The organism is Pedobacter sp. CFBP9032, from assembly GCF_034045265.1.
In the GTDB taxonomy this organism is placed as follows: domain Bacteria; phylum Bacteroidota; class Bacteroidia; order Sphingobacteriales; family Sphingobacteriaceae; genus Pedobacter.
This window is the reverse complement of the sequence record NZ_JAXCWE010000004.1, coordinates 190,058-208,882: the sequence shown is the minus strand read 5'-3', so window position 1 is coordinate 208,882 and position 18,825 is coordinate 190,058. Positions and strand designations below refer to the sequence as shown.

Below are 18,825 nucleotides of genomic sequence, written 5' to 3'. Positions count from 1 at the left end.
TGTGTTATTAAGTTTTGTCAGCAAAGAATAGCGGTAAGCAAAAAAATTAGTGCATTCGGTTTAAAGATGTTAATTTGTTATTAAGCATTTAAGAGAGCGAATCGCGGGAACTAAATATGATTTAACAATTAAATTTCAAATACTTCTCCCCTTTCAGGTGCTACTACATCAAAACCATCTTCCTGCAAAGCAGCGGATAGACTTTTTAAGCTTTTATCTTCACCATGCACCAGAAAAACTTTTTTAGGCTTACCTGTTTGTTTTACTGTTCGCATTAAATCATCGTGATCACCATGCCCGCTAAGTAAATCTGTTTGGCGAATAGTTGCATAAACCATCATTTCCCGGTCTTTAATCCGCACAATAGGTGCGCCACTCAAGAGTTTATAACCAAGCGTCCCCTTGGCGCAATAGCCAATAAAAAGAATGGTACAATAATAGTTTTGAATGTTATAATACAAGTGATCCTGAATACGTCCGCCCTCCAGCATTCCGGCAGATGAAATGATGATGCAGGGGTCAAAATAATTGGAAACATCCTTACTTTCCTTCATGGTTTGCACATAAGCCAGGTGTTCAAATTCAAACTCATCGCCCATGGTTTTGTAAAAATCTTTTGCTTCCTGGTTAACCAGATTATGGTGTTTGCGGTAAACATCGGTGGCATGGATAGCCATTGGACTATCCACAAAAATCTGAACGGGAGGCAATAACTTTTTAGTAAAGATTTGGTTCAGTGCAAAAACTAAAGATTGCGTTCTGCCGATACTAAAAGCAGGAATAATTAATCGTCCAGGTGTTTTGATACATGCTTCTTCAATTTCTTTTACCAATCTTTCTTCAAGTGTTTGGTCTTTGGTATGATATCGGCCGCCGTAGGTAGCTTCACATACAAAGTAGTCTACTTCTGGAATAGGCTCTGGCTTTACGAGTACTGGGTAATGTTCCCTGCCAATATCACCCGAGAATGCGATTTTCTTTTCTTCTCCATTTTCATTAATGGTTAACACGGCCGCAGCAGCACCTAATAGATGTCCTACCGGAATGAAAGTTAAACTAATATCGCCATTAATTTTGAATGGTTTGTTGAAGGCAATGGTTACAAAACGATCAATGGTATCCATCACATGTTTGTGGAGATATAATGGTTTTGGACCGCTGAAATTACCTCGTTTTGTGCGTGGCTTTCTACTTTGTTTACGCAAGAAAAGCTCCACAGAATCAAACAATAATATGGAAGTTAAATCGGCTGTTGGTGGTGTGCAAAGCACTTGTCCGTCAAAACCGAAGCGAACCAGTGTAGGTAAATTACCTGAATGATCAATGTGTGCGTGGGTTAAAATAACCAGATTTATAGTCGCCGGATCGAAAGGAAATTGTTGGTTATGTTCCTGATAGGTTTCCTTTTCATAATCCAAACCACAATCTATCAGTATTTTATAATGCCCAACTTCTAACAGGTGCATACTTCCTGTTACCTGTTGCGCAGCACCCCAAAACGTTAACTTCATCTTCTAATCTTACGGTAAATAGTTTGGTGTAAAATAGTACAAATGATGGGATTTTTAAGCAGCAGCAAGTAATTTTTTAGTTATTGGTAGGTTTCTCTTCTTTCTTTTGCAATGCGGAGCAACGTATTTCTTCTCTCTTCCATCAACTCACTTAAATCATTTTCAATAATGATAAGGTGCACTAATAAATCAATTGTGGGATACTAAAATATAGAATTTTTCAGTCCATCGTAACGCCTTGCGATTTGCTTATCAAAATCTTTCACCGCTTTATAAATTAAATGATAACCTTCGAGATAAATCTTTGGCTGTTCTATTTTCCATTTAGATTAAGGCATAAATATTAATCTTTTAAACCATTATCTTTGAAGAAAAAAAGAGCAATGCAAGAACCATTTGATATAGAAATAGGCCCGGTAAATTATTCTGTTTTCCCTGAAGGAAACGACTCTTATACCATTTTTAAAGATGGAAGAGAATATATTCAGATTCAAAAAGACACTTCTTCCATTTGGTTGAAAATGGATTATAAAACAGAACTTCCGATTTTTGAAGAAGATGAAGAGGTGAATGCAATTGGGCAAGCCATAGAAAAATATGTGCCTGAAGAGGATGAAGACGAAGAAGAATTATAACAACATAAATTTTCTACTGGTTGCATAGTATACGACCAGTAGAAAATTTTGAATTATTAAATAAGTTTTAACAATTCTTCCGCTACTTTTTCTGATGATGCTGGGTTTTGGCCAGTTACCAATAAGCCATCTACAACTGCATATGGACTCCAATCTGCGATTTTGGTATAAATTCCACCATTTTTAACCAACATATTTTCAACCAGGAATGGTACTACATTGGTTAATTCAACAGCATCTTCTTCAGTATTGGTAAAACCGGTTACATTTTTGCCTTTTACCAAATATTCTCCATCAACTTTTACATCTTTCAACACACCTGGTGCATGGCAAACAAAAGCAACTGGCTTGTTGGCGGTATAAAAATCAACGATCAATTTTTGAGAAGTTTTGTTTTCTGCTAAATCCCATAGCGGTCCGTGACCACCTGGATAAAATACGGCATCAAAATCTTCCATTTTAGCGTCTGCTAATGGAATGGTGTTTTTTAGTTTATCAAGAAGAACAGTGTCACTGTCCATTCTTTTAGTAGTCTCGGTTTGGAAGGAAGCTTCTTCACTTTTTGGATCAATTGGTGGTTGACCGCCTTTAACGGATGACAGTACAATTTCAACACCCTTATCTGCTAAAGCATAATATGGAGCGGCTAATTCTTCCGACCAAAATCCTGTTTTTTTACCTGTATTTCCTAATTCGTCGTGGCTCGTAAGCACGAATAAAACTTTTTTACTCATATCATTAATGTTTAATGTTAGTCAAAGTTAAAGCAATACTTTTTAGTTGCATAGGACTTCAATCACAGATTTTTTGTGCGTTAAATCACAGTTTTGGCAGAAAGCCTACTCAACGTTTCTCTCGAAATACCAAGGTATGCAGCAATTATAGTTTTAGAAAGCCTTTGCCCCAATTGTGGGTATTGACGGGAAAACTGCTCAAAGCGTTCCCGTGGATTTGTGGTGAGTAATGATAAAATCCGCTGCTGTAAGGCCACATAACCTGAACTATTTTTAACTCTGAAAAAGTGTTCCATTTTATGGTTTTCCTGGCAGATCTTATCTAGGTTTTCTTTGGAAAGTGCCAGCAGTTCTACGTTTTCGAGGCAACTGATATTGGTAATCGATTTTACATTGTTATAGAAAGCCTGAAAATCGGAGATCCACCAATTTTCCATCGCAAACTGAATAATGTACTCTTTGCCATTTAAATCATTAAATGTTGCTTTTAAAAGGCCACTGATTACAAAGTAAATGGTTTTTACCTGCTCATCAGCCTGAATTAAATATTGATGTTTTTTAAATTGTTTAGGTTTGAAATGGCTGCTGATGTATTCAAACTCTTCATCCGTTAACGAAACAATTTCCTGGATATGCTTTTTTAATTCCACACTCATTTTATAAAGCTAAGAAAAATCAGAACTGAATTGATTGTTGAGGCAAAAACTCCATGGAAATGCAAAAAAAAAAGTCCCGACTTTCATCGGGACCCTAAATTTTCTTTGATACTATCGAGTACAGTTGGCTGTCCAGTTACCGTTGGAATTTGCAACGGCAATCTTTAAATTACTGGCATCAATGGTAATCCCAATTAATCCTGTACCCACACTTACATATGTATTTCCACTTTCCTGAAATTTTACACCTGTAATGTCCGGAATATTGTTTCCGAAGAAGAAACTATAGGTATCGTTAACCTTAGTTACAGTAACTCTTCCATCAGTACTTTTAATTTCATTGCCATCTTTACTGTAGGAAACACTTCCACGGTAGGTACCTACGAAGAAATCTTTATCTGCCGGATCGGTATCTTTTTTACAGGAAACCATTACTGTTAATGCTATTAAAAGCATGCTGAAAATTTGAATTGTCTTTTTCATCTTGTTGTTTTCATTTAAAATTTGCTTTTGTAATCTGCAAATCAAGTTAGTGTAGCAGCCTGGTTACAATGACTGTGCCAAAATAAAATTTAGATTATAAATGTAGGTTTAGGCAAGTTGAAAACGATGATGGCTTATTTAAAAAATTTAGACAATCAGAGGGTTATTTGTTGTTCAATATTTTTAAGATTGCTGTTTTCAGGAATTGATCATAAAAAATTCCATAGCTTTTTAAAAAGATGTAACTGTTTAGTTTAGAAGAATAAGAATTTCCTTTCGGATAAAATTGTGCGGGAGTTTCCGATTAAAATAGCTTTTATAACCGTTTTAACTCAACTTATTTATGCGGTATGATGAATATACATCACTCTTCTAAAGGGCGGTAAAAATCATTAACGAATGTCTTTTGCCCTTCATTAAAAATATTAACACTGTTGAAATTTATTATTATCCCTTGGGGAGCTTCTAATAGCTTCATGTAAGTTAATATCTGGGCTTCGAAAATAGGCTCTATAGTTTTTGATGCTTTTATTTCCACAGTGAGACATCCTTCAATGAATAAATCGCATCTAAGGTAGGTTGCAACATTTATGTCTTTATAACGCACGGGCATTGATAATTCGGTTTGAAAGCTTATTTGTCTTAACAGCAATTCATGCTTCATACACTCTTGATAGACACTTTCTAGAAGACCTGGTCCAAGTGCTTTATGGATTTCTATTGCTGCACCAAGAACATTGTATGTTAATTCTCGTAAATATGTTTTTGTCATAATATTCGGTTTAACCATATAGGCGTTATAAGTTTCACTATTGGTGAAAGGGTAGGTTGAAATAGGTAACCATATAGGTATTTAGTTCATATAGATTATCTTACATTAATTTGTTATTGATATGTGGTTTTGCCATAAATTCAATATTAATTAAATCGTTATTTTGATGCGTTTTCATTATTAGCCATATAGGTATATAGTTCATATAGATTATCTTAGAGTAATTTGGAACTGATATTACTATATTGTTTTGCTATAAAATTCACAATTAATTAAAGCGTTATTTTAATATGTTTTCATTATCAACCATATGGATATTTAGTTCATATAGATTTATGTCTTACGGTATCAATTACTATATGTTCTATATTACTATATGGTTTTGCTATAAAATTCACGATTAATTAAAGCGTTATTTAGATATTATATTAATTATATAGATATTTAGTCCACATAGAATTATATTCTATCAATTGGTATTTCTAAATGGTTAGTATAATTTCACCTTAATTATTCTTTTAAAAGACTAACCTGCCCAGCCATCACGGTCTAAACTTCGGTAATTGATTGATTCTGCGAGGTGTTCAAGTTCCACATTTTCACTCCCATCTAGGTCTGCAATGGTTCTGGCCACCTTTAAAATTCGATCGTAAGCGCGAGCAGACAAGCCTAGGCGTTCCATAGCCGTTTTCAGAAGTGCTGTTCCTGCATCGCTGATCTGACAAACTTTTCTTACCATTTTCGGACTCATTTGTGCGTTATAATGTAAGTCTTCTTTCTCGGCAAAGCGATGGTCTTGAATTTCTCTGGCCTTAATCACTCTTGCTCTGATTTGTTCACTTTTCTCTGCTTCGCGGGATGATGCCAGTTCGGAGAAATTAATGGGAGTAACTTCAACATGCAAATCAATTCGGTCGAGGAGTGGGCCTGATATTTTACTCAGGTATTTTTGTACCACACCTGGTGCACAAACACATTCCTTTTCCGGATGATTATAAAACCCACATGGACATGGGTTCATAGAGGCCACCAGCATGAAGCTCGCAGGATACTCTACTGAGAAACGGGCCCTGGAAATGGCAACTTTACGGTCTTCCAGTGGCTGACGCATTACCTCTAACACTGTTCGTTTAAACTCTGGCAATTCATCTAAAAACAATACTCCATTATGTGCGAGAGAAATTTCTCCCGGCTGCGGACTTATACCTCCGCCTACCAGCGCAACATCAGAAATAGTATGGTGTGGCGAGCGGTAGGGACGAATAGTCATCAAGGCATCTGCAGCAGAAAGCTTGCCCGCAACAGAATGTATTTTGGTGGTTTCCAGTGCTTCGTATAAATTTAATGGAGGTAAAATAGTTGGTAAGCGTTTCGCTAGCATGGTTTTACCTGCTCCCGGCGGGCCAATCAGGATAACATTATGCCCACCTGCGGCGGCAATTTCCAAAGCTCGTTTAATATTTTCCTGTCCTTTAACGTCAGAAAAATCATGTTCATAATTGCCAATGTTTTTTAAAAATTCTTCTTTGGTATTGATTTTTACCTGTTCCAGCGTATCACTTTTATTGAAGAAAGCAATCACCTGTGCCAAGGTTTCAACCCCATAAGCAATCAGGCCATCTACAATGGCAGCCTCCCTCACATTTTGTTTAGGAAGAATGAATCCTTTAAAGCCATCTATTTGTGCTTGTATGGCAATTGGTAGAGCTCCTCTAATGGGCTGGATGGCGCCATCTAAAGAAAGTTCGCCCATGATAAAGTAATTCGTCAACTCTTCATTTGGAATTTGGCCCGATGCTGCAAGGATGCCTATGGCAATCGGCAAATCGTATGATGAACCTTCCTTTTTTATATCTGCAGGTGCTAAATTGACTACAATTTTCTGTCTCGGCATTCGAAAACCGGCAACATTGATGGCACTGGCTACCCTTTGTAAACTTTCTTTAACGGCATTATCAGGCAAGCCAACCATATAGTATTTGGTGCCCCCACTAATACTTACTTCGATCGTGATGGTAAGTGCATTTACACCAAAAACGGCGCTCCCGTATGTTTTTACAAGCATGAATGATACTGAAAATGGAACGGGATGTTATGTTATTCGGGGATGAATAATCGGTTTTGATAAATATAGAAAGATTTTTTTAATTCTGATGGTTGAAACAAGCGGCGATGAACGCAACCGTCGGCTCCACTGGTATTCATAGCACGCTGCTTCACATGCTGCAACTCCACCCTTAATAAAAAATCCCAACCATTTCTGGTCAGGATTTATTTATCTGCAATATGCGCTCTTTGCTTTAGTCTTTAAGCTTTAATCTTTCTGCTCAAAAACTATCTGTTTCCAAACGGCATTTTCGGCATCCCTTTCATCATCGCTGCTGCGGCTGCCGGGTTAGAAAACTGCTTCATCATTTTCCGCATGTCTTCAAATTGTTTAATGAGTTTGGTTACTTCTTCTACCTTATTGCCCGAACCTTTGGCAATGCGTAAACGGCGGCTTTGTTGAATAGCATCAGGGTTTTCTTTCTCAAATGGCGTCATTGAATTGATAATGGCTTCGATTGATTTAAAAGCATCATCCTGAATATCTACGTTCTTCATCATTTTACCCACACCAGGAATCATGCCCATCAGATCTTTCATGTTACCCATTTTTTTGATCTGCTGAATTTGGCTATAGAAATCGTTGAAATCGAATTTATTTTTGCGAATTTTTTTCTGTAATTCAGCGGCTTCCTTTTCGTCAAACTGCATTTGCGCACGTTCTACAAGGGAAACCACATCGCCCATCCCTAAAATACGCGATGCCATACGATCTGGATAGAACACATCAAGTGCTTCCATTTTCTCGCCTGTACCAATAAATTTGATTGGTTTGTTTACTACTGATTTAATGGAAAGTGCAGCACCACCACGGGTATCACCGTCAAGTTTTGTTAAAACAACACCTGTGAAGTCTAATCTATCGTTAAATATTTTTGCTGTATTTACCGCATCCTGACCAGTCATTGAATCCACTACGAATAAGATTTCATGTGGTTGAGTCTTTGCCTTAACTTCAGAAATCTCATTCATCAGCGATTCATCAATCGCTAAACGACCAGCAGTATCAATAATGATTACATTATTACCATTTTGCTTACCATGCGCAATACCTTCTAATGCAATGCCAACAGGGTCGTTAGACTGGCGGTTGGCATAAACAGAAACGCCAACAGAAGTTCCTAAAACCTCCAGCTGATCTACCGCTGCCGGACGATACATATCACCCGCAACCAAGAGTGGCTTTTTACCTTTTCCTTTTAAGTGTAATGCCAATTTACCAGCGAAGGTAGTTTTACCGGCACCATTTAAACCAGCAATTAATATAACTGTTGGGTTTGCTTTAGTATCTAATTCAGTAACCTCGCCACCCATCAAGGCAGCAAGTTCATCGTTCATGATTTTAGTCAGCAACTGACCAGGTGAAACGGCGGTAAGTACGTTCTGACCCAATGCTTTTTGCCTTACATCATCTGTAAATGCTTTTGCAGTTTTATAGTTAACATCGGCATCTAATAATGCTTTACGAATCTCTTTCATGGTTTCTGCCACGTTGATTTCCGTAATACTACCTTGTCCTTTTAATACTTTAAATGCCCTATCTAGCTTGTCCTGTAAATTATCAAACATCTTTTTATAAGCTTATAGCCTGTTGCCCAAAAGCGAAGACTATTTATTTTTAATGAAACGCAAATGTATCAAATTTTGCTCGTAAATCTCTGCAACACAAAGTCAAAACTTTATTGGTTAGATTAATTTTTCAGGTTGATGCAACATTTAGATGTCAACCCAGTCTTATGGATGTTAACCTAAACTAATGAAACGCTACTTAACCCTCTTTCTTCTCCTCGTTTTTGCTTTTTGTAATGCTCAGAATCTTCCCAAACAAAGGCAGCTGGCGGCGGTTAGAACAGCTAGCACGCCGAAAATTGATGGTGTATTGGATGATGAGTGTTGGTTAAATGTACCGATAGCAAGTGATTTTATTGAGTTGAGACCAACGCCAGGCAAAATTGAATCCAAAGACAGGCGAACAGAAATGAAGGTGCTTTACGATGATGTGGCTATTTATGTTTATGCGAGAATGTATGATCATCCGGATAGTGTTTTGCATGAATTGGTTTCCAGAGACCAGATTGGGAATGCCGATTTTATCTCTATAATAGTGGATCCGTTTTACGATAAAATGAATGGTAACGGCTTTTTTGTTACGGCAGCCGGGGTACAGTTTGATGCCAAATACTCTCAGGTAGGAGATGAAGATCCAAACTGGAATGCCGTGTGGGAAAGTGCCGTCAAAATTGATGATAAAGGTTGGACATGTGAAATGAAAATCCCCTATTCAGCATTGCGTTTTTCGAGTAAGGACATTCAAAACTGGGGAATTAATTTTAGTCGCCGCACACAAAGAAGCAACACCCAGGTGTTCTGGAACTTTGTAGATCCGAAAGTAAATGGATTTATTAACCAGGAAGGATTGTGGACAGGAATTAAGGATATTAAACCACCGTTACGGCTTTCTTTTTCGCCATATGTTTCTGCCTATATTAATCATTATCCTGTTAATTTACCGGGAGTAAAAAATACGACATCACGCTTTAACGGAGGGATGGATGTTAAATACGGCATTAACAATAGTTTTACGCTGGATATGACCCTTGTGCCAGATTTTGGTCAGGTGCAATCAGATAACCGCATTTTAAACCTTACACCTTTTGAAGTTAAATTTAACGAAAACCGGCAGTTTTTTACCGAAGGAACCGAACTCTTTAATAAAGGCGACCTGTTCTATTCCAAACGAATTGGTTCTATTCCCTCTTATTATAATAGCAACGCTATAGGTGCCAATGATAAGATTGTAAAGGATCAGACAGAAGCCAAAGTCTTAAATGCAACAAAGATTTCCGGAAGAACAGCAAAGGGTTTGGGTATCGGTATTTTCAATGCCATTACTAATAGTATGCAAACCGAAGTGGAAGATGCCCAGGGTAATCTGCGTGAAGTGGAAACACAGCCTTTAACAAACTATAACATTCTGGTTTTTGATCAATCTTTAAAAAATAATAGCTCTGCTACGTTTATCAATACAAATGTATTGCGCCAGGGAAGCGCTTATGATGCCAATGTTAGCGCTTTACTACTCAATTTAAATAACAAAGGCAATAAATATTTTATCAATGCAAATGGTAAAATGAGTGTTTTAAAAGGAGAAGAAACCAATACGGGGTACAGCTATGCACTTCGGTTCGGAAAGCAAAGTGGCAACTTTACCTGGAGTTATAACCAGGTTTATGCAGATGATAAGTTTGATCCATCGGATATGGGTTTCTTCACCAACAACAATTTTTTAGATCAACGGGTGGGCATTGGTTACAACATATTTAAGCCTGGTAAATGGTATAACGAATGGCAAAATTGGTTTAATGTTTCTTATTCAAGGCGTTCCACTCCGGGCGATTATCAAAGTTTCGGGATTGAAACCGGCTCTTACGTTCGATTTAAAAATTTATGGTCTGCAGAAATGGATGTAAACTATGATGCCAAAGCGAATAACTTTTACGAAGCCAGAAATGGTCAGGTTTATAAGGCACCGGAAAACTATACAATTGGTGTTTATATCAATCCAAACCGCGCCAAAGCCTATAATTTTGGCGGAAATATTCGGTATCAGGAACAACAACTTTTTAAAGGAAAATCATACAATTTCTATTTCTTTCAAAACTTCAGGTTGAATGATAAAGTGGCTTTCGGACTTGATTTAAGCTTCAACCCAAATTATGATTTTGTAAACTGGGTGACCACTAAAGGTAGTCAATCGATCTTTTCTAAATACGACAGAAGAACGGTAGAAAATTCTGTAGATGCTAAATACACATTTACCAATTTAATGGGCGTAACCGTTGTACTTCGGCACTATTGGAGTGATCGACGAAATAAGGATTTCTACCTCTTGAAGCCTGACGGGAACTTGACAGATTATCAGGGGCCATCCTTACCAGGATTGGATCGGAATTACAATGTTTTTAATATAGACTTAATTTATATCTGGCAGTTTGCACCTGGAAGTACGCTTTCGGTTTCTTATAAAGATGCTGCAGAAACATCTGATACATTTTACAGACAGCGATATAATAAAAACCTGAGTGGAATTTTGAATGCGCCACAAAATAATAGCTTATCAGTTAAGGTTTTATATTTCGTGGATTATTTAGATTTAAAGAAAAAACGTAGAAAGGTTTAAGAAACAATTATCTGGCCTTACCCGGGCTCACACCAAATTTTTTACTGAAAGCATTGCTGAAATGTTGTACTGATGAATAGCCCAACTGTTCTGAAATGTTTTTAATATCCAATTCCTGGTCTGCCAGAAGTTCTTTAGCCTGCATCAGTTTATGATCGCTCAGGTAACCAAAAACGGTGTTATGAAAAGTTTCTTTAAAACCCTGCTTTAATTTAAATTCATTTATTCCGGCGGCCTTCGCTAATTCTGTTAAGGATGGCGGATTACATGCCCGGCTTAACAGGTACTCCCTGGCAAAATATATCCTGTCCTTATCATAATCAGATTTCAAGGTTTTTGGTGTCGAATTTTGATCTGCAGAATCAAAAGCCTGCGCCTGCAAAGCCAATAACTCTACACATTTAGATTGTAAAAAAATCAATTTTAATCCTCCGGTAAAAGAACAATTCATAATGTCATTAATACAGGCATGCATGGCAAAGCTGATGGGTAAATTCTCTGCAGAGATTACCACAGATTTGTTGTTCATGATATTGTCTCCGAACTTTTTTAACAGGGTGCTACTGTCACTCGTTAAATCTATAAATTTCTCCCGTTGAAAGTGAACCTCGAAAAACTTATGGGGCTTATTGGTATCAAACTGGGCAATTCCATCAAAAAAAGGAGTATAAGCAATATTATGCTGATTTTCTTTAATGGAAATTTTCTTATTCGTCAGGAAATTTTCCAGAATCCCATGGCCTTTGATAGCGAAATGAAGCTCAACTGATTCTGGCTCATCAAAAGATTTTATTCTTAATCTGCTTTCTCTTACACTTACATCTCCATACATAATATGGATGCCAGAGAAACCGATTTGAACAAGCTCTGCATCACCAAATGGAAAACTGAATTTCTCACGCCGTTCGGTAACCAATGGCAAACCAATTTGCTGCTGGTTGATCGAATCGACTAATATGTAATGCTGATTACTGTTATCGTAAATGCTTAAAGCCATAAAATCCGTTTAATATAAATCTTAATCCTTCTGGTGTAAACGTAGGGAATTATTGGACAACTACTTTTGCTTAAAGTTACTAAACAATTATACGATGCCGAATTTGTCTCCCTGGTTAGCCAATACTTTAGAAAAAGTGATTCGTAATAAAACACATGAAGTTACTGTTGTTGAAACAAAAGTATTAGGTGATGATCTAAAACAGATTACCTTTGAAGCCAGTAACGAACTGGATTTAATCCCCGGAAACGGGATTTTAATTCAGGTAAATGTTGCTGAATACAGATATTATACAATCTCAGATTTTAATAGGGAAGCGAATACCTGTCAGATTATTTTCTATTTAAAGCCCCAGGGGCCGGGGAGCGTTTGGGCTAAGAATGTTCAAAAAGGAGATTGCTTAGCATTAATTGTAGATCAGGCCGAAATCCAATATGATCTTAATGCCAATCAACATTTCTTTTTTGGCGATGAAACCAGTATTGGTCTTTATGAATCCTTTGGAAAAATTGCGACGAATTTGGAACATGAATATTTTGGTATTTTGGAGCTGAAGGAAGAAAATCACTCCGCTTTAAAAAACATTAAACTGCTTATTGATGCGGTTTCATCAGAAGTAATGTTCCCGGCAGAAAATGCAATAGAATGGATGGAAAACATGCATCCCAAATGTTGGGATATGTGGAAAGGTGCAAAATTCTATCTTACAGGAAGGGAAAAATCGGTACAGCGGTTTAAAAAATACCTTAAAAATAAAGGCGTTAGCTCCCTGCAAATTCAAAGTAGCTTCTACTGGGAGAAAGGAAGAATGGGTAACTGATTACCTTGGGAAAACAAAAGCGAAGCCTAATGCCAATGTCTGACTTGCCTGAATTTTATTTGTACCGGTATCCTCATCAAATAAAGCAATGCCTGTTAAACTGGTGTTCATGAAACGATTGATCTTTGCTGTTAAGGCAATATCAAGGCGATGATCTATTCTATTCCAGCCAAAATCTTCATAAGGGATAAGCATGGCATAACGGGCCTTCAGATTAGTGTTGGTAAAGATATCCTTATCAAAGGCAGAAACAATCTGGAAAGCAAGGTCATTTCTAAAAGTTTTACCATAATCTACGCCATAAACAGATTCTTTTGGTGGTTTTGTAGGATCCGGATCGTTAAATAAGGCTTCATCCAACACAAAAGTTTGACGTGCCGTACCGGTACCAAAACGGGTTGAAAAGTATTTGGATGGCTTATATTCAAAACCGATTGATTCTGTTAAATAACCCGGGCCCATAAATTTTGAAATCAGCGTAGCTGTTTCTACACCGTTTACCGTTGCGTAAGAAAAGCCTTTATCAAACTGCGATTCAAAGTTGATTGAACCAAAGAAATACCAGTTTTTAGAAAGTTGAAACGAAGCTTTGTTATCCCAGAAAATCCTATCGTTGGTTTTCTTCTGCAACTGGTCTTTGTTTTTAATTTTACCATATTGTAAAATGACCTCGCTCACATAGCTATAATTATTTTTGTTGTACTCGGCCTTCCAGTTCAGCAAACCACCTACAGCAACAGAGTTTACACCACCACCCTTCCAGTTATCGCTAAACTGTGCCTGGTTAACATTGATGCCTATCGAAGTTTTAGTTTTCCAGTAATTAACCTTTGCATTTACAATGTAAGGCGGAATTTTAACAGGTTCGAAATTTAGCGGGCCCTGTCTGCTTGGTAAAGGACTGCGCTTTAATTTAATGTTCAGGTCTTTGGTATTAATCGGAATTGTATCAATTTCCTGTGCATATAAATCTAAAGAGCAGAAACTTAGAACAAGAACAAAAACGGCTAAACAATTTTTCATCGGTTACAAAGAAAACGAAAAATTTTCTAGAACAAAAGTTTTAGGGATGATTATCCAGTTCGTTACAGAATCTGAAGCTTAAATTACACTGTTAAATCATTTTAAGCCAGCCATACCAATTGCCTTTTTTAAGGTATTGGATCTCTAAATCATATTTATAGGCTTCTTTCTCAAAAACGATATTTAAATAAGCCGTATGGTGATTTTTATATCGGATCAAGTTGATCAGATAATTAATCAGGTATAAGATATAGAAAGGCAACACCAATAATTCCAGCTGCTGCCTAAGGTGAATTTTTTCATGGTTGATTATGCTCCAGTCTTGTTTAAGCTTTTCGTTCTTAAGTAGGATAAACGGAAAAATAGCCATGCCTGCTGCTGGCAGATTCTTTATAATTAAGATTGGTGCTTTCAAAGCTCTTCTATGGTTATATCAGGTAGCTTGGGCAATTGTAAGGCTTTTGGGTTTAAGCGATAACTCCGGTAAGCATTTTTAATGAATACGTTGAAGGAGTAATCATCAGCATCGAGCACAAATTGATAAGTGGGGCGATATTGCTGCATAAAATCGATGAGTTCAGTTTCTTTTATTCCCAGCACCTTCTCAACTAAGTTGGCATTAAAACGATAATCAATCAAATCTTCATGATAATCTTTTTCCAATATCTTTTGAAGGTGGCGGGCATTTCTTCCCTGTCTGCTTAATAAATTATAAATAGCATCAATACCAAGGCCAACCCCTCCATTACCGAGGCTGAGGATATCATTACCACTGCCTTTTTTTGTTTGGTAACGAAATTCCTGTACAGATTTTTCGTAAAGCTGCTGTGGCGTCAATCTTTTATTTTGAATAACTACATCCCGTAACCGGATTCCTAATGATTTTAACTGAAAGTAGGCGGCCGCCTGGCCATGAAAAACAATCGTATCCACGCCATAACCAGAAAGTGCAGCTACCAATGTATCTCCAGGGATAGCCATGGTGCTAAATTCACCTTTGGTATTGTTGTAAAGCCCATCTCCTGTGCGAAGATTATAGATGTAAACTTTTGCTAAACGCTGCTTGCTTTCCTTATCAATAACAATGCCCTGCACAGGTTTAGTTTGTGCATGAACAAGCATCGTAGAGAAGCTCAATAGGAATGTTAAGGCTGCAAAAAGTTTCATTAGTTTACAAAACTACAAATATCCTGCACGGAATGTTTAGGCTTAACATTATTTAACCTTCAATACCTGCCCGAGTTTAATGCCGTCTGTAGACATTTCGTTTAACATTTTAAGTTCATCAACACTCAAGTTAAATCGTTTGGCAATATTATATAAAGTGTCGCCTTTTACCACGGTATAAGTGCCATCAGCAAGAATAGGCTTTGCTCCAGGCGGCGGCGTTTCTACTGGTGCAAATTTTTCTTTTTCTTTAGGAATGTTCTGGTTAATCTGGGTAAATACGCGGTCTTCTCTTGCTATTTTTTGTTTCTCACTTTCCGGTTGATCGTATTGGTAGAGCTGATATTTTTCAATTACGCCAATAAGCAAATCCGGATATTTTGGATTGGTTGCATAGCCTGCTGTTCTTAACCCTTGTGCCCAGCTTTTATAATCATTTCTATCCAATTGAAACAAAAAGCTGTAGCGTTTTCTTTTTAAAAATTCCGAATGGTCCCTGAACGATTCGCGGGCATCTTTATAAACCCGGAAGCAATCATTTTTTTGATCATCATCCCGGAAATAATTTTTTCCCTTCCAATCTGAGGTGCATTTAATGCCGAAATGATTGTTGGCATATTTTGCTAAATCACTGTTTCCACTGCCAGATTCTAGAATTCCCTGCGCCAGGGTAATACTCGCCGGGATTCCATCCGAATTCATTTCTTCAACAGCAACACCTTTAAATTCATCAATATAACTTAACGTATTATAGCTTTTGTAAGAATTGTTATTGGCTTTATTTGCAGCCTTTTCAATCTGCTTATTATTCTTTGAGTATTTACGTGTTCCGCAAGAACTTAAGAAAAGTACAGCAAAAGCTAAATAGAGATAAGTGAATTTCATTTTATGTAGGGTATAAAATTGAGTTTAGGAAGTGGAATACAGCTATATACTTATAATTTGAGTTTTTGTCCGGGTTTTAACTTCGAACTCTTCATGCCATTCTTTTTCATAATGGCTTTGGCCGTTGTACCCTTCCTTTTAGCAATTAGATTTAAATTGTCTCCAGATTTTACGGTGTATCTTGCCGAACTCGTGTGTCTTTTTTTTCGGTGATAAACAGGTTTGGCGTACACGGGCTCTACATAATCAGCAGGGCGATCATCATATCGATAAAGTTCATATTTTTTTACCAGTGCAATTACCTGGCTGGCCCAGGTACGGCTTTGTGCATAACCCGATCTAGCAATTCCCCTGGCCCAGCCTTTATAATCGTATTGATCATATTTATCAAACAAGCTATTAAACTGAGGCCGGGTTTCCATAATTTCTACAAAGTGATTATAAGATTCTTCATCGCTTTCGTAATCCCGGTAAGAAGAGTGGATTTCGGTATTGTCATTCGGTCCCTTAATGCCGAAATGATTGTTTAAATGATGTGCTATTTTACTGTTTCCGGCAGCTGATTCATGGATAGCTACGGCTAAAATAACACTTGCAGGTATTTTATGATCCTGCATTAGGCCCTGTGCATAATCTAAATGCTCATTAATGTAGTTTTCTGTTTCCTGTGCTTTGGCAATAAATCCACTTAAAAAGATGAAGCAAAAAGTAAGTATTCTCATTATTATTTATTCATGTTTATCCATTGCCCTTTATGCGGCAATGAAGACTGTTTTATTTTTTTCTGATTACAAATAGGCCGTCTCTGACAGGTAAAATTAATTTTTCAACACGCTTATCTTCAGCGATTTTGTCATTAAAACTAGTAATATTCCTGGTATCTTTGTCTTGTTTATCCTGAAGAACTTTTCCACTCCAGAGTACATTATCCACAATGATGATTCCACCCGGGCGAACGCGATCAAAGATCAAATCATAATAAGTGCCGTTGTTTTTTTTGTCCGCATCAATAAAAACGATATCAAATGTTTCTTCCAAATCATTTACAGTTTTCGTGGCATCGCCTAAAATATAATTGATCTGGCTATTATAAGGCGATTGAGCAAAATGCTTTCGAACCATGTCTTCCAATTCAATATTAATATCTAAAGTATAAAGTATCCCATTTTCAGCTAGTCCTTCGGCCAGGCACAAAGTTGCATAACCGGTAAAAGTGCCAATTTCAAGAATCCTTTTGGGTGAAACCATTTTACTAAGCATACTTAAAACCCTTCCCTGATAATGGCCAGAAATCATTCTGGGCATTAAAACCTTTAAGTTGGTTTCCCGGTCTATTTGTTGCAGCAGTTGATTTTCAGGCTCGCAATATTGAAGGAGTAAATCTTGTAAATCGTCGTTTATCAGGCTCATGTATTCGGTTATAAACGGTTGGTTTCCATAAAATATTGTAAAATGATGGTGGCAGCAATGGTATCTACACGATCTTTATCTCTCCTATCCATCTTTTTTAGTCCGCTTTGCATAATGGCCTGATGTGCCATTTTAGAAGTAAAACGTTCATCTACCCAATGCTGCGGGATGGTTGGGAAGGCTTTCTTTAATAGCGTGGAAAAACCTTTAACGTGTTGTTTAGAGTCAGAATCTGTTCCGTTCATTTGTTTAGGGTCGCCAAGTACAAAGGCTTCTACCTGTTCATTAAGCAGGTATTTTTTAAGGAATTCAATTGCATCTTTAGGGTGTACCGTATCCAATCCTGTTGCAATAATCTGCAAAGGATCTGTAACGGCAATGCCAATACGCTTGGTGCCATAATCAAAAGCTAAAATCCGGGCCATAAATATTAAAAGCACCAAAGGTAAGGTTTTTCATTTTATTGATCTTTTTAAGAATTGGGGCTATAATTCCTCACATGTGGAATATAGTACTCAGGACTATAACTTAGTATAATATATAATACTTTGATATCCAGTTTGTTTGTAGCTTGGCTTACAGCTTGTATTACGATCATAAAAACAAAATATGAATCTAAAAATTACAAAATCTCTAGCCCTAACTATTGTTACTGGCTTAATGTCTATTTCTTTTGCATTTTCGCAAAAAACAGCTGATACAGGGAATAACCTAATTAAGGTAAACTTTGTATCATTATTTATGAAAACCGCTAACATTCAGTATGAAAGGGCTATTTATGGAAAAACCAGTGTAGGTATTGGTTTAAGAATAATGCCTAAAGGTACTTTGCCATTCAGTTCTTCTTTTAATAGCATTGATGAACAGATAGGAAGTTTAAAAACAGGCAACTTTGCAATTACGCCCGAAATTAAATTTTATCTGGGTAATGAGGTTTTTAAAGGATTTTATATCGCACCGTTTTTAAAATATGCAAATTACAGTGCTTCCATAAATTATGAATATCGATCAAACAACCAAGATGAAGTTATTCCGTTAAACGGAAGCATAAATACGTATACTGTTGGTGTTTTAGTTGGAGCGCAATGGCGTATTGCAAATAACTTTTATCTAGACTGGTCTATTTTTGGTCCTCAGTATGGAATTTCAAGAGGAAATTTAAAAGGGACAAAAACATTAACAGCACAAGAGCAAAAAGATTTAAAAGGTAACCTGGATGATATTAATCTTCCTGTAGGCAAAACCTCTAATACCGTAACTGCTAGCGGTGCAATGGTAGATTTCAAGGGGCCATGGGCAGGAATCCGTGCAAATATTGGCATAGGCTACCGCTTCTAATCTTATAATAACCTGAAGCTAATCTATTTAGATGGCTTCAGGTCTTGATGTCGATTTATACTATAAGACCTTTATCCATTTCATTTTTAAATGGTTTTTAAGTCTGTC

Annotated in this window: 19 protein-coding genes; 4 read left to right on the top strand and 15 right to left on the bottom strand. The window is 37.0% G+C overall.

The window, feature by feature from the left end; translation table 11 throughout:
* Positions 1 to 128: 128 nt before the first annotated feature.
* Positions 129 to 1,511, bottom strand: coding sequence for an MBL fold metallo-hydrolase (locus SOM16_RS09560; RefSeq protein ID WP_320463781.1), 1,383 nt, complete (start codon positions 1,509 to 1,511; stop codon positions 129 to 131).
* Positions 1,512 to 1,876: 365 nt separating this feature from the next.
* On the opposite strand from SOM16_RS09560, the gene SOM16_RS09555 reads away from it, so the two are divergent.
* Positions 1,877 to 2,146: a hypothetical protein gene (locus SOM16_RS09555; RefSeq protein WP_414692255.1), complete on the top strand. Its 270-nt coding sequence runs from the start codon at positions 1,877 to 1,879 to the stop codon at positions 2,144 to 2,146.
* A gap of 56 nt (positions 2,147 to 2,202) precedes the next feature.
* Here SOM16_RS09555 and SOM16_RS09550 read toward each other — a convergent pair whose 3' ends face one another.
* The 6 genes from SOM16_RS09550 to ffh form a co-directional block, all read right to left on the bottom strand.
* Positions 2,203 to 2,880: a type 1 glutamine amidotransferase domain-containing protein gene (locus SOM16_RS09550; RefSeq protein ID WP_320463780.1), complete on the bottom strand. Its 678-nt coding sequence runs from the start codon at positions 2,878 to 2,880 to the stop codon at positions 2,203 to 2,205.
* Positions 2,881 to 2,960: 80 nt separating this feature from the next.
* Positions 2,961 to 3,536: a Crp/Fnr family transcriptional regulator gene (locus SOM16_RS09545; protein ID WP_320463779.1), complete on the bottom strand. Its 576-nt coding sequence runs from the start codon at positions 3,534 to 3,536 to the stop codon at positions 2,961 to 2,963.
* A gap of 111 nt (positions 3,537 to 3,647) precedes the next feature.
* Complete coding sequence (locus tag SOM16_RS09540) at positions 3,648 to 4,019, bottom strand: hypothetical protein (protein WP_320463778.1); 372 nt, start codon at positions 4,017 to 4,019, stop codon at positions 3,648 to 3,650.
* Positions 4,020 to 4,383: 364 nt separating this feature from the next.
* A complete protein-coding gene (locus tag SOM16_RS09535; protein WP_320463777.1) occupies positions 4,384 to 4,791 on the bottom strand; it encodes a GxxExxY protein in 408 nt (135 codons plus the stop codon).
* A 526-nt stretch (positions 4,792 to 5,317) separates the two neighbouring features.
* Entirely contained in the window at positions 5,318 to 6,856 is a 1,539-nt protein-coding gene (locus SOM16_RS09530; protein ID WP_320463776.1) for a YifB family Mg chelatase-like AAA ATPase, read from the bottom strand.
* Positions 6,857 to 7,125: 269 nt separating this feature from the next.
* On the bottom strand, positions 7,126 to 8,466 hold the full coding sequence (ffh, locus tag SOM16_RS09525; RefSeq protein ID WP_320463775.1) for a signal recognition particle protein: 1,341 nt from the start codon (positions 8,464 to 8,466) through the stop codon (positions 7,126 to 7,128).
* A gap of 187 nt (positions 8,467 to 8,653) precedes the next feature.
* Here ffh and SOM16_RS09520 point away from each other — a divergent pair, with 187 nt between their 5' ends.
* Complete coding sequence (locus SOM16_RS09520; protein WP_320463774.1) at positions 8,654 to 11,077, top strand: DUF5916 domain-containing protein; 2,424 nt, start codon at positions 8,654 to 8,656, stop codon at positions 11,075 to 11,077.
* Positions 11,078 to 11,084: 7 nt separating this feature from the next.
* On the opposite strand, the gene SOM16_RS09515 is transcribed toward SOM16_RS09520, so the two are convergent.
* Complete coding sequence (locus SOM16_RS09515; protein ID WP_320463773.1) at positions 11,085 to 12,074, bottom strand: AraC family transcriptional regulator; 990 nt, start codon at positions 12,072 to 12,074, stop codon at positions 11,085 to 11,087.
* Between the two features lie 94 nt (positions 12,075 to 12,168).
* On the opposite strand from SOM16_RS09515, the gene SOM16_RS09510 reads away from it, so the two are divergent.
* Entirely contained in the window at positions 12,169 to 12,894 is a 726-nt protein-coding gene (locus tag SOM16_RS09510) for a siderophore-interacting protein (RefSeq protein ID WP_320463772.1), read from the top strand.
* Here the strand turns inward: SOM16_RS09510 and SOM16_RS09505 are convergent, their stop codons facing one another.
* From SOM16_RS09505 to ruvX, 7 genes are all read right to left on the bottom strand, one after another.
* Positions 12,895 to 13,917: a DUF3078 domain-containing protein gene (locus SOM16_RS09505; protein WP_320463771.1), complete on the bottom strand. Its 1,023-nt coding sequence runs from the start codon at positions 13,915 to 13,917 to the stop codon at positions 12,895 to 12,897.
* A gap of 91 nt (positions 13,918 to 14,008) precedes the next feature.
* Positions 14,009 to 14,332: a hypothetical protein gene (locus tag SOM16_RS09500; RefSeq protein ID WP_320463770.1), complete on the bottom strand. Its 324-nt coding sequence runs from the start codon at positions 14,330 to 14,332 to the stop codon at positions 14,009 to 14,011.
* Complete coding sequence (locus SOM16_RS09495; RefSeq protein WP_320463769.1) at positions 14,329 to 15,084, bottom strand: hypothetical protein; 756 nt, start codon at positions 15,082 to 15,084, stop codon at positions 14,329 to 14,331. Before SOM16_RS09495 ends, SOM16_RS09500 begins: the two co-directional genes overlap by 4 nt.
* A gap of 48 nt (positions 15,085 to 15,132) precedes the next feature.
* Positions 15,133 to 15,969: a glucosaminidase domain-containing protein gene (locus SOM16_RS09490; RefSeq protein ID WP_320463768.1), complete on the bottom strand. Its 837-nt coding sequence runs from the start codon at positions 15,967 to 15,969 to the stop codon at positions 15,133 to 15,135.
* A 50-nt stretch (positions 15,970 to 16,019) separates the two neighbouring features.
* Positions 16,020 to 16,691 (bottom strand): glucosaminidase domain and LysM peptidoglycan-binding domain-containing protein, encoded by a 672-nt coding sequence (locus tag SOM16_RS09485; RefSeq protein ID WP_320463767.1) that lies wholly within the window; start codon positions 16,689 to 16,691, stop codon positions 16,020 to 16,022.
* Between the two features lie 52 nt (positions 16,692 to 16,743).
* The gene (locus SOM16_RS09480) at positions 16,744 to 17,379 is read right to left on the bottom strand and encodes an O-methyltransferase (RefSeq protein WP_320463766.1); all 636 of its coding nucleotides are present in this window, start codon (positions 17,377 to 17,379) and stop codon (positions 16,744 to 16,746) included.
* Between the two features lie 8 nt (positions 17,380 to 17,387).
* The gene (gene ruvX / locus SOM16_RS09475; protein WP_320463765.1) at positions 17,388 to 17,804 is read right to left on the bottom strand and encodes a Holliday junction resolvase RuvX; all 417 of its coding nucleotides are present in this window, start codon (positions 17,802 to 17,804) and stop codon (positions 17,388 to 17,390) included.
* A gap of 184 nt (positions 17,805 to 17,988) precedes the next feature.
* Here ruvX and SOM16_RS09470 point away from each other — a divergent pair, with 184 nt between their 5' ends.
* Positions 17,989 to 18,717 (top strand): DUF3575 domain-containing protein, encoded by a 729-nt coding sequence (locus tag SOM16_RS09470; protein ID WP_320463764.1) that lies wholly within the window; start codon positions 17,989 to 17,991, stop codon positions 18,715 to 18,717.
* Positions 18,718 to 18,825: the final 108 nt, after the last annotated feature.

Bases quoted from the DNA above. Each gene is read 5' to 3' on its own strand.
- SOM16_RS09495 (WP_320463769.1), bottom strand. From the start codon at position 15,084: ATGAAACTTTTTGCAGCCTTAACATTCCTATTGAGCTTCTCTACGATG.
- SOM16_RS09550 (WP_320463780.1), bottom strand. From the start codon at position 2,880: ATGAGTAAAAAAGTTTTATTCGTGCTTACGAGCCACGACGAATTAGGA.
- SOM16_RS09540 (WP_320463778.1), bottom strand. From the start codon at position 4,019: ATGAAAAAGACAATTCAAATTTTCAGCATGCTTTTAATAGCATTAACA.
- SOM16_RS09485 (WP_320463767.1), bottom strand. From the start codon at position 16,691: ATGAGAATACTTACTTTTTGCTTCATCTTTTTAAGTGGATTTATTGCC.
- SOM16_RS09505 (WP_320463771.1), bottom strand. From the start codon at position 13,917: ATGAAAAATTGTTTAGCCGTTTTTGTTCTTGTTCTAAGTTTCTGCTCT.
- SOM16_RS09490 (WP_320463768.1), bottom strand. From the start codon at position 15,969: ATGAAATTCACTTATCTCTATTTAGCTTTTGCTGTACTTTTCTTAAGT.
- SOM16_RS09520 (WP_320463774.1), top strand. From the start codon at position 8,654: ATGAAACGCTACTTAACCCTCTTTCTTCTCCTCGTTTTTGCTTTTTGT.
- SOM16_RS09480 (WP_320463766.1), bottom strand. From the start codon at position 17,379: ATGAGCCTGATAAACGACGATTTACAAGATTTACTCCTTCAATATTGC.
- SOM16_RS09470 (WP_320463764.1), top strand. From the start codon at position 17,989: ATGAATCTAAAAATTACAAAATCTCTAGCCCTAACTATTGTTACTGGC.
- SOM16_RS09545 (WP_320463779.1), bottom strand. From the start codon at position 3,536: ATGAGTGTGGAATTAAAAAAGCATATCCAGGAAATTGTTTCGTTAACG.
- ruvX (WP_320463765.1), bottom strand. From the start codon at position 17,804: ATGGCCCGGATTTTAGCTTTTGATTATGGCACCAAGCGTATTGGCATT.
- SOM16_RS09530 (WP_320463776.1), bottom strand. From the start codon at position 6,856: ATGCTTGTAAAAACATACGGGAGCGCCGTTTTTGGTGTAAATGCACTT.
- SOM16_RS09515 (WP_320463773.1), bottom strand. From the start codon at position 12,074: ATGGCTTTAAGCATTTACGATAACAGTAATCAGCATTACATATTAGTC.
- ffh (WP_320463775.1), bottom strand. From the start codon at position 8,466: ATGTTTGATAATTTACAGGACAAGCTAGATAGGGCATTTAAAGTATTA.
- SOM16_RS09535 (WP_320463777.1), bottom strand. From the start codon at position 4,791: ATGACAAAAACATATTTACGAGAATTAACATACAATGTTCTTGGTGCA.
- SOM16_RS09560 (WP_320463781.1), bottom strand. From the start codon at position 1,511: ATGAAGTTAACGTTTTGGGGTGCTGCGCAACAGGTAACAGGAAGTATG.
- SOM16_RS09510 (WP_320463772.1), top strand. From the start codon at position 12,169: ATGCCGAATTTGTCTCCCTGGTTAGCCAATACTTTAGAAAAAGTGATT.